The organism is Rhizobium sp. Leaf453 (genome assembly GCF_001425605.1).
Lineage (GTDB): Bacteria > Pseudomonadota > Alphaproteobacteria > Rhizobiales > Rhizobiaceae > Pararhizobium.
This window is the reverse complement of record NZ_LMRG01000023.1, coordinates 82,854-95,499: the sequence shown is the minus strand read 5'-3', so window position 1 is coordinate 95,499 and position 12,646 is coordinate 82,854. Positions and strand designations below refer to the sequence as shown.

General features: G+C 61.4%; 11 protein-coding genes. 8 read left to right on the top strand and 3 right to left on the bottom strand.

All coding sequences use genetic code 11. The annotated features are described in order from the left end of the window. Nucleotides 1-59 precede the first annotated feature (59 nt). Nucleotides 60-1,850: an APC family permease gene (locus tag ASG68_RS18660; RefSeq protein WP_062579762.1), complete on the top strand. Its 1,791-nt coding sequence runs from the start codon at nt 60-62 to the stop codon at nt 1,848-1,850. A gap of 51 nt (nt 1,851-1,901) precedes the next feature. Here ASG68_RS18660 and ASG68_RS18655 read toward each other — a convergent pair whose 3' ends face one another. Beyond that, nucleotides 1,902-2,498 (bottom strand): CDP-alcohol phosphatidyltransferase family protein, encoded by a 597-nt coding sequence (locus tag ASG68_RS18655; RefSeq protein ID WP_062579760.1) that lies wholly within the window; start codon nt 2,496-2,498, stop codon nt 1,902-1,904. A gap of 211 nt (nt 2,499-2,709) precedes the next feature. Between ASG68_RS18655 and ASG68_RS18650 the strand changes: the two genes are divergently transcribed. From ASG68_RS18650 to ASG68_RS18625, 6 genes are all read left to right on the top strand, one after another. After that, nucleotides 2,710-4,506, top strand: coding sequence for a bifunctional alpha/beta hydrolase/class I SAM-dependent methyltransferase (locus ASG68_RS18650; RefSeq protein ID WP_062579757.1), 1,797 nt, complete (start codon nt 2,710-2,712; stop codon nt 4,504-4,506). Between the two features lie 2 nt (nt 4,507-4,508). Then, complete coding sequence (locus ASG68_RS18645; RefSeq protein ID WP_062580870.1) at nt 4,509-5,828, top strand: phosphatase PAP2/dual specificity phosphatase family protein; 1,320 nt, start codon at nt 4,509-4,511, stop codon at nt 5,826-5,828. Next, nucleotides 5,825-6,262, top strand: a complete 438-nt coding sequence (locus ASG68_RS18640) for a hypothetical protein (RefSeq protein WP_062579755.1) — start codon at nt 5,825-5,827, stop codon at nt 6,260-6,262. The genes ASG68_RS18645 and ASG68_RS18640 overlap by 4 nt, the downstream gene beginning before the upstream one ends. After that, complete coding sequence (locus ASG68_RS18635; protein WP_062579754.1) at nt 6,263-6,922, top strand: lysophospholipid acyltransferase family protein; 660 nt, start codon at nt 6,263-6,265, stop codon at nt 6,920-6,922. Beyond that, nucleotides 6,919-7,848: a phosphatidate cytidylyltransferase gene (locus ASG68_RS18630; protein WP_062579752.1), complete on the top strand. Its 930-nt coding sequence runs from the start codon at nt 6,919-6,921 to the stop codon at nt 7,846-7,848. The genes ASG68_RS18635 and ASG68_RS18630 overlap by 4 nt, the downstream gene beginning before the upstream one ends. Before the next feature lie 84 nt (nt 7,849-7,932). Then, nucleotides 7,933-8,589: a sulfite oxidase-like oxidoreductase gene (locus ASG68_RS18625; protein ID WP_062579751.1), complete on the top strand. Its 657-nt coding sequence runs from the start codon at nt 7,933-7,935 to the stop codon at nt 8,587-8,589. 3 nt (nt 8,590-8,592) lie between these two features. Here ASG68_RS18625 and ASG68_RS18620 read toward each other — a convergent pair whose 3' ends face one another. Next, nucleotides 8,593-10,587, bottom strand: a complete 1,995-nt coding sequence (locus ASG68_RS18620; RefSeq protein WP_062579747.1) for an adenylate/guanylate cyclase domain-containing protein — start codon at nt 10,585-10,587, stop codon at nt 8,593-8,595. A 240-nt stretch (nt 10,588-10,827) separates the two neighbouring features. Here ASG68_RS18620 and ASG68_RS18615 point away from each other — a divergent pair, with 240 nt between their 5' ends. After that, nucleotides 10,828-11,358: a dihydrofolate reductase family protein gene (locus tag ASG68_RS18615; RefSeq protein ID WP_062579745.1), complete on the top strand. Its 531-nt coding sequence runs from the start codon at nt 10,828-10,830 to the stop codon at nt 11,356-11,358. A gap of 15 nt (nt 11,359-11,373) precedes the next feature. On the opposite strand, the gene ASG68_RS18610 is transcribed toward ASG68_RS18615, so the two are convergent. Further along, nucleotides 11,374-12,354: a sensor domain-containing diguanylate cyclase gene (locus ASG68_RS18610; protein WP_082478205.1), complete on the bottom strand. Its 981-nt coding sequence runs from the start codon at nt 12,352-12,354 to the stop codon at nt 11,374-11,376. Nucleotides 12,355-12,646: the final 292 nt, after the last annotated feature.

Here is a 12,646-nt window from a genome sequence, read left to right as displayed (position 1 = left end):
AAACCATCCATACGGGGACGCGCGAAACGCGCTCAATAAACTGGTCGAGGAGACTGCTTATGGCATCAATTGTTGAGACCGAGGGGTCAGCGGCAACCGCTTCAGACGCCGGTCTGATTCGTGCGCTGGACTGGAAAGGGGCATTCTGGGTCGCCGCAGGCGTACCGCCGCTGGTGCTCTTCTCCATCGGCGGCATCGCGGGAACGACGGGCAAGCTTGCCTTCGTCGTCTGGATCATTTCGATGATCATGGGTTTCCTGCAATCCTTCACCTATGCCGAGATCGCGGGCATGTTCGGCAACAAGTCGGGCGGCGCATCCATCTACGGCGCCACCGCCTGGCTGAGGTATTCGAAATTCATCGCGCCGCTGTCAGTGTGGTGCAACTGGTTCGCCTGGTCGCCTGTGCTGTCGCTCGGCTGCGCCATCGCGGCAGGCTATATCCTCAACGCCCTCTTCCCGATCCCGGGCGCCGACTCGCCGGCGGTCATGGAATGGATCAACGCCAACATGGCAACCCTGACGGCAGACAGCCCGCGTGTTGCCGAATGGCTGGCCGCCAATGCCGGCAAGACGCCCCAGGATGCCATTTCGGCCCTTCTGTCGACCGATGCCGTCACAGCCCTGACACCGGCCATCCGCAGCTGGTCGCTGTTCAGCTTCGACATTCCGTTCCTCGCCAATGCCAACCTGAACGCCACCTTCTTCATCGGCGGCTTCCTGATGCTGGTCATCTTCGCGATCCAGCATCGCGGCATTCATGGAACGGCCGCCGTCCAGAAATGGCTCGCCATCATCGTGCTGCTGCCGCTTTTGATCATCGGCCTCTACCCGATCTTCTCGGGTCAGATCGATACCCTCAACGTCACAGGCCTCGTGCCGCCAACCGCCGCCTATTCCGGTGTCAATGGCACCTGGTCGAATGGTGGCTGGACGCTCTTCCTCGGCGGCCTCTACATCGCGGCCTGGTCGACCTACGGCTTTGAAACCGCCGTCTGCTATACCCGCGAATTGAAGAACCCGAAGACGGACACGTTCAAGGCGATCTTCTATTCCGGCCTTCTGTGCTGCCTGTTCTTCTTCCTGATCCCGTTCACCTTCCAGGGTGTCATTGGTCAGAGCGGTCTGCTTGGAGCGGGCGTCGTCGATGGAACCGGTATCGCCGAAGCCTTGGCCGGCCTCGTTCACGGTGGCCGGATCATCACGCAGATTCTCGTCATCCTGATGATCATGGCCCTGTTCCTTGCCATCATGACGGCCATGGCCGGTTCGTCGCGCACCCTCTACCAGGGTTCGAAAGACGGCTGGCTGCCGAAATATCTCGACCACGTCAACGAGCATGGCGCCCCGACCCGCGCCATGTGGACCGACTTCGCCTTTAACCTCATCCTGCTTGCCATTGCATCCGACGTCGCCGGCTATTTCTTCGTGCTCGCCGTCTCCAATGTCGGATACATCATCTTCAACTTCCTCAACCTGAACGCCGGCTGGATTCACCGGATGGATTCCAGCCATGTCGAACGCCCCTGGAAGGCACCGACCTGGCTGATCGGCCTCAATACCGTTCTCGCCTTCGTCAACGCGCTTTTCCTCGGCGCCGGCGCCAAGGTCTGGGGCTATTCTAACGCGCTTTGGGTCGGCTTCATCTTCGCCGCGCTCATCCTGCCGGTCTTTGCCTATCGTCACTATGTGCGTGACGGTGGCCGTTTCCCGGCGGGCGCGATGGACGATCTCGGCCTGACCGGCCAAGATCTCGGCATCAAGAAGGCCGGCCTCCTGCCCTATGTCGCGCTTGCCGCCGGCCTGACCGTGGTGCTTGTCGCAAACTGGTATTTCCAGCTGCCTGCCTGATACATCAAGTTGGGTGACAACGAGCCGGGCGTTGCGAAACGTCCGGCTTTTTCATGCCTCCGCGAGGCCGCCACGCACCCGGTTGACGACAGTCAGCACAAGCGCGGCGCATAACAGCGGTTGCAGCCAGAACAGCCAGCCCGGAAGCACACCTGCAACCGAAATCCAGGCGCCAAGGATGCCAAAAACTACCGCCCGATCGCTCTTGCCCATCGGACCGTCGTAACGGCGCGTCCGGCCATTGGCGGCACCGGTCACGCCGGCAAATTCCGTTAGCGTTGCCAGAAAGACGACCGCCGCTATCCAGCCCAGACTGAAGGGGGCGACCAGCGCAAACGGCATGTAAAGGGCTGCGTCCGAAACCACATCGGTCATTTCGTTGAGATAGGCACCCAGCAGGCTCTTCTGCCCATGCTCGCGCGCCAGCATGCCATCGATCGCGTTGAGCGCCATGCGCAGGAAAAACCAGATCGGCACCAATGCAAACCAGCCGGGGCTTTGCATCAAAACGAGGAACACCCCGAGCGACACCGAAACGGCCGCCGCCGCCACGGTCACCTGGTTGGCTGTCACGCCCGATGCGGCAAGACGTGTCACCAACGGGCGCAGGAGGTTCTGGAAGCGGGATTTCAGCTGGTAGACGGACATGACCAAATCTCACGGGACAGACGAAGGCGGAAAGTCGGGCAACAGGACCGCATGTCGGCACCACGGGCGTTCACCGGCAGATTCATTTCCGAACTCCCCCGTTTACTTCGTCCCGGCAGTGAATATCCTTGTGCGTTCAAGCGTTTCATTCCACTGATTGAATGAAGTTGCAACGGTGGCGGGGGCCGCCGGTGTCATGAGGGAGATGAATATGCATCAAAGCGTGCAGCAATCGCAGGGCCTTGCGCCCCGCGCGCCGATCGAAGGCGAATTCAAGACCCATGATGGCACCACGCTCTTCTATCGCCACTGGCCCGCGATGACGCCGGAAACAAAGGGCACGATCATCCTGCTGCACCGGGGGCATGAACACAGCGGCCGTGTCGCCCATATCGTCGATGAACTCGGCCTGGACGATTGCGCGTTCTACGCCTGGGATGCCCGCGGCCATGGCCGTTCGCCCGGCGCGCGTGGCTTCTCCCCCTCCTTCGCCGCCTCCGTGCGCGATCTCGATACCTTCGTCGGCCATATCCGGGAAACCAGTGGCGCAAGGATCGAGGATATCGCCGTGATCGCCCAGAGCGTCGGCGCGGTGCTGGCGGCGACGTGGGTGCACGACTATGCCCCCAAGGTTCGCGCACTCGTGCTCGCCTCGCCCGCCTTCGATATCAAGCTCTACGTGCCGCTCGCCAAGCCCGGCATTGCGCTGTGGCAGAAGCTGAAGGGCAGCTTCTTCGTCAATTCCTATGTGAAAGCGAAGTTCCTGACACATGATCCGGTCCGCGTCGCATCCTACGAAAACGACCCGCTGATCACTCGCCCGATCGCCTCGCATATCCTGCTGGAACTGCATGAGGCGGCCAAACGCGTGGTGGACGATGCACGAGCCATCACCGTGCCCGTCCAGTTGCTGATTTCCGGCAGCGACTGGGTGGTTCATCACGGACCGCAACATCGCTTTTTCGAGAACCTCGGAAGCCGGATCAAGGAGCGCCATGTGCTCGACGGCTTCTATCACGACACGCTCGGCGAGCGCGATCGTGCCCGGGCGATGACAAAGATCAAGGCCTTCATTACCGAACGCTTCGCAAGCCCTCCCGCCGTCGCCGAACTGCGCGACGCCCATATCCACGGCTACACCCGTGATGAGGCCGACCGTCTGGCGACCCCGTTATCACTTGCTTCGCCGCGCGGCCTTTACTGGCTGATCAACAAGGCCTCCATCCAGTTCGGCGGCCTGTTCTCGGAGGGCATCAAGACCGGCATCAAGACCGGCTTCGATTCCGGATCGGCACTCGACTACGTCTACGAAAACGAGCCGCGCGGCCTTGGCCCCGGCGGCAAGCTGATCGACAAGCAGTTTCTTGAAGCGATCGGCTGGCGCGGCATCCGCCAGCGAAAGGTTCATCTGGAGGAAATGATCGGCACGGCACTCGCCCGCCTCAAGGCGGCGGGCCGCTCGACGAACATGCTCGACATCGCCTCCGGTCATGGCCGCTATATTCTCGACGCTATCGCCCGTTCCGACATCAAGCCGGACCATGTGCAACTGCGCGACTATTCGCCGATCAACGTCTCCGCCGGCCGGAAACTGATCGCTGACCGGGGCGTTGAAGGCACCGCCCGCTTCGACGAAGTGGACGCCTTCGATGGTGACGGACTGGCCGCAATCACACCTGCACCGGACCTCGCGGTGGTCTCCGGCCTCTACGAACTTTTCCCCGACAACGCGCTGATCGAGCGATCGCTTGGCGGTCTCGCCCGCGCCATGCAGCCGGGTGCTCTCCTGATCTACACCAACCAGCCCTGGCACCCGCAACTGGAAATGATCGCCCGCGCCCTCACCTCCCACCGCGGCGGTGAGGCCTGGGTCATGCGGCGGCGCACGCAGGGCGAGATGGACCAGCTTGTCGAAGCCGCCGGTTTCCGCAAGCTCGACCAGCGCATCGACCAATGGGGCATCTTCACGGTCTCGATGGCTGAGCGCGTCGCGGAGCCTCAGGAGTGACAATCGACGCCGTTCCCTCTCCGCCGGTCTCCGCTTTGCCCGTCATCCGCCGCGCAGCCGCCTGGCTGTGCCTTCTCGCCCCGTTCTTCTATCTCACCTATGGCATCGCAAACTGGCTCGCCTCGCAGCGCGCCCATGTGCCGAACCTCGCCTTCGGTTGGGAAAGCGCCATTCCCTTCTATGCCTGGACGATCGTGCCCTACTGGTCGATCAATGCATTCTACGCGCTGTCGCTGTTCATCAACGATACGCCGACATCAGTCGATCGGCTGGCGAAGCGTTATCTCACCGCGCAGATCGTCGCCGTCACCTGCTTCATCGCCTTTCCGCTGACCGCCACCTTCGCACGGCCGGAAACCATCGGCCTACCGGGCTTCATGTTCGATGTGCTCGGCGGTTTCGACAAGCCGTTCAACCAGGCGCCGTCGCTGCACATCGCTCTCCTGGTCATCATCTGGGATCACCTGCGACGCAAGCTGCCGGGCGGCGTGCGGCAGGTCTGGCATGTCTGGTGTTTCTTGATCGGCGCATCGGTGCTGACAACCTACCAGCACCATTTCATAGATATCCCGACCGGCGCCCTTCTCGGCCTGTTCGCCCTGTGGGTGTTCCCGCACGCGGCACCCTCGCCGCTCGCCGGTTTCCGTGTCACGACGAGCGAGAAAGCCGGTCGTCTCGGACGCTACTATGCCGGCGGCGCGATCGTCTTCCTCATCCTCGCCGCCTCCGGCGTCTTCCTCACCGGCTATGCGCTGCTTCTGCTCTGGCCGGCTCTCGCGCTCGCCATCGTCTCCGTCGGCTATTTCGGCGCCGGTCGGGAGATTTTCCAGAAGACGGCCGATGGCAGTGTGTCGCTCGCCGGCCATTGGCTTTTGATGCCCTATCGTTTCGGCGCCAGACTCAACATCCGCTATTGGACAGGCGCATTACCGGCACGCACGGAAATCACCGAAAAGGTGTTCCTCGGCCGTTTCCCGAACGCGGGAGAACTGTCGGATATCGCCACCGTCATCGATCTCACCGGAGAACTGACAGCTCCGCGCCACGATGCGAAAACCACTTGGAAAAGCTTTCCCTCGCTCGATCTGATGACGACGCCCGATGAAACGCTGGCGGCCGCCTCCGACGCCATCGAAACGTCGCGTCCGAATGGGCCGGTTCTTGTCTGCTGCGCGCTCGGTTTTCAGCGTAGCGCCGCCACGGTGGTTCATTGGCTTGTCACCACCGGCCGCGCCGCGAGCCGGGACGCCGCCATCGATCTCCTCAAGAGCAAGGGGCGCCCCGTCCACCTTCCCGCTTCCGAACCGAAGAGAACCGCATGATCAGCACGCCACTCGAAATCGCTGCTCATCTGCGCCGCAATGCGCTCTGGGGTGGCGTTCCAATCCCGATCCTGTTGGCCGTCGCGCCATTCCTGCGCGAAACCCACGGTCCGCTGTTTTTCATCCTGTGGACCGCTCTTCTGGTGTGCGGCCTTCTGGCGCTGGTGACGTCGGCACATCTGCTGCTCGACGCCGCCCTCTTCAAGATGATCGCGGCGACACCCGATCAACTCAAGGCACTGCAAGAAGTCGATACGGTTCTGTCGCGGGCCGGCCTGCGTGCACTCGCCGAAACCACGCGCTCCCTGCCTGAACGGATCGCCGGTTCGCTGCGCCTCGTCAACCGGCAGCGCCTCGTGCTCGTTGTCTGCGTCCTTCTTTTCCTGGCCCTCGCCCTCCTGCCCGGCACCATCCTGCACGGGGGCCAGTTCTGAATGGCGGCCATCGACTACAGGCGGTATCTGCAATCGTTTTCCGGTTCTGTTCTCGCCATTCTCGCCCGCGCCATCACCGGCGTGCGGCCGATCTGGAGCGGCAGCAGCCCGTCCTACCGGCAACGAATCTATTTCGCCAATCATACCAGTCACGGCGATTTCATCTTGCTTTCCTCCTGCCTCAGCCAGGAAGCGCGCGCCCACACCTGTGCCGTCGCCGGCGCCGATTACTGGCGATCGAACCGCATTCGGAAGTTCATGGCCGAGGTTCTCTTGCGCACAGTTCTGGTCGAGCGCAACTGGGTGGAGCGCAGCCAGGACCCGATGGTTGTCATGCTGGATGCCATGAGCAAGGGGCAATCGCTGATCATCTTTCCCGAAGGCACCCGCAACATGACGGACGAACCGCTGCTGCGCTTTCGCTCCGGCCTCTACAATCTGGCGATCGCCCGGCCCGACGTGGAACTCATTCCATGCTGGATCGAAAACATGTCTCGCGTCCTGCCCAAGGGGGCCGTCCTACCGGTTCCTCTGCTCTGCCGCGTCATCTTCGGCGCGCCGGTCGCCGTCAAAGAAGGCGAAGCCCACAAGGATTTCCTGCATCGCGCGCGAGAGGCTTTGCTGAACATGAACCCCGATGCCAAGGGTGAACGGCCATGACCGAAACCACGCAGCTTTTCCTCGGCCTGATGGGCGTGCTCGTCACCGCCAGCGTCGTCGCCGGCATCCTGTCCTTCCGCAGCGAGAAACCGCTCTCCTCCACGCTGGTCAACCTCAATGCCCGCATCAAGGCCTGGTGGATCATGGTTGCAGCGATGTGCGTCGCCTTCCTGTTCGGCAAGGCCGGCATCATCGTGCTTTTCGCACTCATCTCGTTTGCCGCGCTCAGGGAGTATGTGACGCTGACCCATACCCGCCGCAGCGATCACTGGATCCTGCTCGGCATGTTCGCCATCATCATTCCGGTGCAATATTACCTGATCTGGATCGACTGGTACGGCCTCTACTCCATCTTCATCCCGGTCTATTGCTTCCTCGCCATGCCGGCCTTGACGGCGCTCTCCGGCGATACCTCGCGGTTCCTTGAGCGCATCAGCGAGCAGCAATGGGGCATCATGCTGTCGGTCTATTGCATCAGTCACGTGCCTGCCCTCATCACGCTGGAAATTCCTGGCTACGAGGGCAAGAAGCTGCTGCTGATCGCCTTCCTGATCGCGACCGTGCAGGGCAGCGATGTCCTGCAATACATTTTCGGCAAGCTGTTCGGCAAACACCGCATTTCGCCCAGCGTGTCACCGTCGAAAACCTGGGAGGGCCTGATCGGCGGCATTGTTAGCGCCTCGCTTCTGGGCGCTGGCCTCTCCTGGCTGACACCGTTTCCGCCGTTGCAGGCCGGAATCCTCGCAGCGCTTGCCTGTATCATGGGCTTCTTCGGCGGCCTCGTCGCCTCCGCCATCAAGCGGGACCGCGGCGTCAAGGATTGGGGGCAGATGATCGAGGGACATGGCGGTATGCTCGACCGGGCCGACAGCCTCGTCTTCGCCGCCCCCGTCTTCTTCCACATTGTCCGCTACACCTGGACCTGACGCATCTGCCCTCCTTGACAGGCGACCGCATAAAACCTGACATTCGCTGCATTGCACCAATCCCGACAGCAGCGAGCGCCAATCATGACCGACGAGATACCGGAAACGAAACTGACGCTTTCCAAGCGCCGTTGGGCGGAGGAAGGAAAGTTCCTCACCGGCCGGATCACCCGCGCCGAAACCGATCGCCTGCCGCCCGGCCAGCATCTGGTGAAGAACTGGCCGGTCCTTGATCTCGGCCAGCAGCCGCAGATTTCGGTGTCGGACTGGAGCCTGCAGATCGTAGGCGCGGTCGAAAATCCGGTGAAGCTTGACTGGCACGCCTTCCACCAATTGCCGCAGACCAACACGCTGTCGGACATTCACTGCGTGACGACATGGTCGCGCTATGACAACCGCTGGCAGGGCGTCTCGACCCACGATCTGCTAGATATGGTGATGCCGCGACCGGAAGCCAATTTCGTCCTGCTGACCAGCTATGATGGCTATACGACCAACCTGCCGCTCGCCGATTTCGCCTCAGAGGACGGCATTCTGGCCACGGCCTGGGAAAGCGAACCGCTGACACGCGATCACGGCGGCCCGATGCGCCTCGTCATTCCCCATCTCTATTTCTGGAAAAGCGCCAAATGGCTCCGCCGCATCGAATTCCTGGTCGGCGACCAGGCGGGTTTCTGGGAAAAGAACGGCTATCATATGCTCGGCGATCCCTGGCGCGAGCAACGCTATTCGGAAGATTGATCGTCAGGACCGCACAGCGCCGAGAAGCTCACTCTTCTCCGTCGATGGAGAAAGTTGCACCGCTTCCTCTCGCTCCCCGATAACCTCATAGAGCAGCAGCGCCGTCGCTCTCCCCTTGACCTGCGCCTCACCAAGCGGCCGAAACACGATACGGTCAGCGCATTGCGCAACAACGGCGCTGCTGGCGAGGATTGTTGTGCCGTAGACCTTGTTCGTGCCCTCGAGGCGCGAAGCGACGTTCACCGTATCGCCCATGGCCGTATATTGCAGGCGCTCCTTCGCCCCGACGCTGCCGACAACCGCCGTGCCGGTGTGAATACCGAACCGGGTGCGCAGTTCCGGCAGGCCCCGGGCCTTCAGGTCCGCATTGAACACGTCGAGTTTCCGCTCGACCGCGAGCGCGCACCGACAGGCATTCAGCGCGTGATGCTCGTCGGCTGTCGGCGCGTTCCACATGGCAAACACCGAGTCCCCGAGAAACTGGATGATCTCGCCGCCATGGGCGCTGACCGTCTCGTTGAAGATGTCGAAGTAATCAGACAGGAGCGCCACCACCTCCTCCGGTGAATGCTGCTCGCTGATCGTGGTGAAATCGTAGATATCGGTGAACCAGGCCGTCACCTCCTGTCGCCGCGCGCCACGGCCTGCGAACTGCCCGGACTCGATGCCCTTGCGCACCAGTTCCTTCGGCACATAGAGCGCGAAGGTGAAGATCGCGTCGCGCGCCCGGTTCATCGCCCTGCCAAGCGACGAAATCTCAGTGACATGCGAGTTGACCTCGCTTGGCGCGGCGAAATCCAGATCCTGCAGCCGGTTGGCGCTTTCGGTGAGTTCGCCGAGTGATCGGGTGATTGCGCGCGCGAGAAACAGGGCACTGAGCAATCCAAGAAAAACCACCGCAGCCGAAATTGAAAGACCCTGAAACAGGTTCCGCTGAGCCGTCTCGGTCAGTTCAGCGAGCGGTGCCGCGACCACCGTCCTGTGCCCCGCGAGCAGCAGAGCCGATTTCACCGATGTCGCCATCACCACATAGACCCGACCGTCCACCGTGACGAAGCTGACGCCATCGTCTTTCGGAAGGTTGGCACGTATGCCGTCCACAAGTGGATTCGACACGCGCGCCCCGTCCCGCTCCCCCTTTTCCTTCGTGGCAAGCATGCGCGCCATCAATGCCCGGTCGGAATGGATGATCGGCTTGTTGGTGGAGTCCATGATGAAGGCGATCGTTCCGGCCGTCAGCCGCTCCCGCGCCAGAAAGTCGGTAACCGTCGCGAGATCGATATCGGCGCCGATGACGATACCGCCATCAACTCGATGCGCCTGCGAGATCGTCATGCCCGGCGTACCCGTCGTCACCATCGTATAGGGGCCGATCGCCGCCGGTTTCGTGCCATTCACCGCCACCTGATACCAGGGCCGCCGGCGCGGATTGAAGCCGGTGGGACGAAGACGCCGCTCCAGAATCTGATTGCCATCCCTGTCGAGGAAAATGAGGCGATTGCTCGGCTCGCCCCCGGGGTCGCTGTGCATCGATCGTATCGCCACCACCGCCGCATCCGGCGCATCCAGCGCCTTGCGCCACGCCTGTGCCTTCAGCGCCACCGCCTGAATGAAGGCGCCGTCGGGATAGCCGGCGTAAATGCCGTCGAGATTAGGCGCCTGAACGACGATCTCGCGCAACAGCCTGATCTTGTCGTTCATCCGCTCCGGCGGCGCGACGGTAATGGAATTGGCGATCGACGCGGTAAAGCCGACCAGCGCCGTCGTGCTGCCTGAAAGAATGCCCAATCGATCGACTAGGCGGTCGGCAAAAGCCCGCATGTCCGCCTCGGCATCGACGATGGCCGCATCCCGCGCCCGCCAGTAGTCGAGCCCCACCAGCGCACCGGAGACGATGATCAGCAGGGCCGCCATCGCAAGCCCGAGCAGGGACCGAAGCGGCTTCGTCCAGACGCTGGGCGGGTTTTTCGCTTGAAGATCCTGCCCTGCTGCCGACATGCACTCTGAACTCCGGATAATCGACGAAAAATCAAAACCTATCGTTGATATCAGAATATCAATGAGTTGCATGAACGTACAGAAAACAATGCACCGCCACTCATTTTGACCACCTTAAAGTCTTGATCCACCTCCTGCACGGCGATGTAAAACCGATTGCAAAACGAAATCGGTTTATCTAGCCTCAACCAATTGCATTCCGCAATCGGAATTGCGGTAATATCCGGGGAGGATGAGAACATGGCCAAGCTCGTTTTCGGAATGATGATGTCGCTCGACGGCTATGTCGACCACATGGAGTTCACGCCCACCGCAAAACTCTTCCGCCACTTCATCGAGGAAGCCCGCGGCCAGACCGGTAGCCTCTATGGTCGCCGCATCTACGAGATCATGAGCTACTGGGACGACGAACATCCAGAGTGGGATGACGCGGAACGCGAATTCGCCGAAGCCTGGCGCAAACAACCGAAATGGGTGGCATCAAGCACGTTGAAAACCGCCGGGCCGAACACCACGATACTCGGGCAGGACCTGGAAGCAGAGGTGCGCAGCCTGAAAACCCGGCTCGACGGTGAAATCGAAGTCGCCGGGACAAAGCTGGCGAAGAGCCTGACCGATCTCGGCCTCATCGACGAATACCGGATGTATCTCTGCCCCACCGTTCTCGGCCGCGGAACACCCTATTTCGCAGGGCCGCGCCCGCCGCTCCGTCTGGTTGCCAACGATGTGATCGACGGCGAAGTGATCCGCCTGACTTATGTTCCGGCCTGAGGCTGACTTTGCGCTTTATGCCGCGCTGACGGCCATCGTCTCCGGATTGAAAAGCCTGAACCCGTTTCGGCCATGCGCCTTGACCGCGTACAAGGCGTTATCGGCCCGCGAAAAAATGTCTTTTGCCGCCATGTCGCCGGCAATCACCGCTCCGCCGACGGATGCGCTGATCTTCAGCTTCTTCGGATAGGAACCGACCCAGCATTCCAGCGCCTTGACGATCCGGCTTCCGGTTTCCTGAAGATGCGTCAGGGAATGACAGGCGTGAATGACGGCAAATTCGTCACCACCGAGACGGGCGACCAGCACGGCATCCGGAATGGCGGAAACGAGCCGTCTGGCAGCATCCTTCAGGCACTCGTCACCCGCCTGGTGCCCCAGCGTATCGTTGACCGCCTTGAACCCGTCCAGATCGACAAGAAGGAGGGTATGCGCCTGTCCGGATGCCTTGCCGCAAATCTGATTGTAGGTGACTTCGAATTTCGCGCGGCTGGCAAGGCCGGTCAGCGCGTCGGTTTCCATCAACCGGCTGATATGGTCGAACATCGTCTTCTCGGCGGTGATGTCCTGCTTCATCCCGAAAATGCGGAAGGGTTCGCCGCCCACCCGTTCGACGATTGCGGTAATCCTGATCCACCGCGGAACGCCTTTCGCCGTCACGATCTCGGCGTCGAGCGTAAAGCCCTCCCCGTCCCGGATCACGGCGCTGCGAACCTCGGAAAGCTTCTTGCGCGATTCTGGCGTATAGAGCGCGACGATGTCGTCCCGATTCAAGGGGCATTGCGGGGCAAGGTCGAAAAGTTCGTAGACTGTATCCGTCCAGGTCAGTGTCTGATCCGGCAGGCTGCATTCCCAGATACCGACCCGCGCCGCCTTGAACGACTTGTCGAACAGTTCCTGCAGATGCTCGAAACGCGCCGAAGCCTGCTTCCTGTGCGCACGCTCCGTTCGGGCTTTATCCGGTTGAGTTCGCACCGCAACTGAAGATGACGCCATGCCCGGATACCCGCTGCTTGCCACCGACATGATGTCGATGCTAAATGGCACGAATATGCGCAGTAAAGGTTGCTTTTGGGTTTCCTTCTGCCTCTTTGGGCGCAAGAACGCTTGAGTTTCGATGAAGTGATGCCCGCCGTTACATGCCGGGTGCGTATAAAGACTGGCCGCAGCAAGGGTTACAGGTTACTGATCGCCCATGAATATCGTCAGTCTGCCAGGCTTGGATGGAACCGGAGAACTCCCGTCGGACGTCGAGGACATCCTTACATCGAGACACTCTGTTTCAGTC

What these genes read in the sequence shown, in the direction of transcription:
- ASG68_RS18660 (WP_062579762.1), top strand. Translation starts at nt 60, where the DNA reads ATGGCATCAATTGTTGAGACCGAGGGGTCAGCGGCAACCGCTTCAGAC.
- ASG68_RS18655 (WP_062579760.1), bottom strand. Translation starts at nt 2,498, where the DNA reads ATGTCCGTCTACCAGCTGAAATCCCGCTTCCAGAACCTCCTGCGCCCG.
- ASG68_RS18650 (WP_062579757.1), top strand. Translation starts at nt 2,710, where the DNA reads ATGCATCAAAGCGTGCAGCAATCGCAGGGCCTTGCGCCCCGCGCGCCG.
- ASG68_RS18640 (WP_062579755.1), top strand. Translation starts at nt 5,825, where the DNA reads ATGATCAGCACGCCACTCGAAATCGCTGCTCATCTGCGCCGCAATGCG.
- ASG68_RS18635 (WP_062579754.1), top strand. Translation starts at nt 6,263, where the DNA reads ATGGCGGCCATCGACTACAGGCGGTATCTGCAATCGTTTTCCGGTTCT.
- ASG68_RS18630 (WP_062579752.1), top strand. Translation starts at nt 6,919, where the DNA reads ATGACCGAAACCACGCAGCTTTTCCTCGGCCTGATGGGCGTGCTCGTC.
- ASG68_RS18625 (WP_062579751.1), top strand. Translation starts at nt 7,933, where the DNA reads ATGACCGACGAGATACCGGAAACGAAACTGACGCTTTCCAAGCGCCGT.
- ASG68_RS18620 (WP_062579747.1), bottom strand. Translation starts at nt 10,587, where the DNA reads ATGTCGGCAGCAGGGCAGGATCTTCAAGCGAAAAACCCGCCCAGCGTC.
- ASG68_RS18615 (WP_062579745.1), top strand. Translation starts at nt 10,828, where the DNA reads ATGGCCAAGCTCGTTTTCGGAATGATGATGTCGCTCGACGGCTATGTC.
- ASG68_RS18610 (WP_082478205.1), bottom strand. Translation starts at nt 12,354, where the DNA reads ATGGCGTCATCTTCAGTTGCGGTGCGAACTCAACCGGATAAAGCCCGA.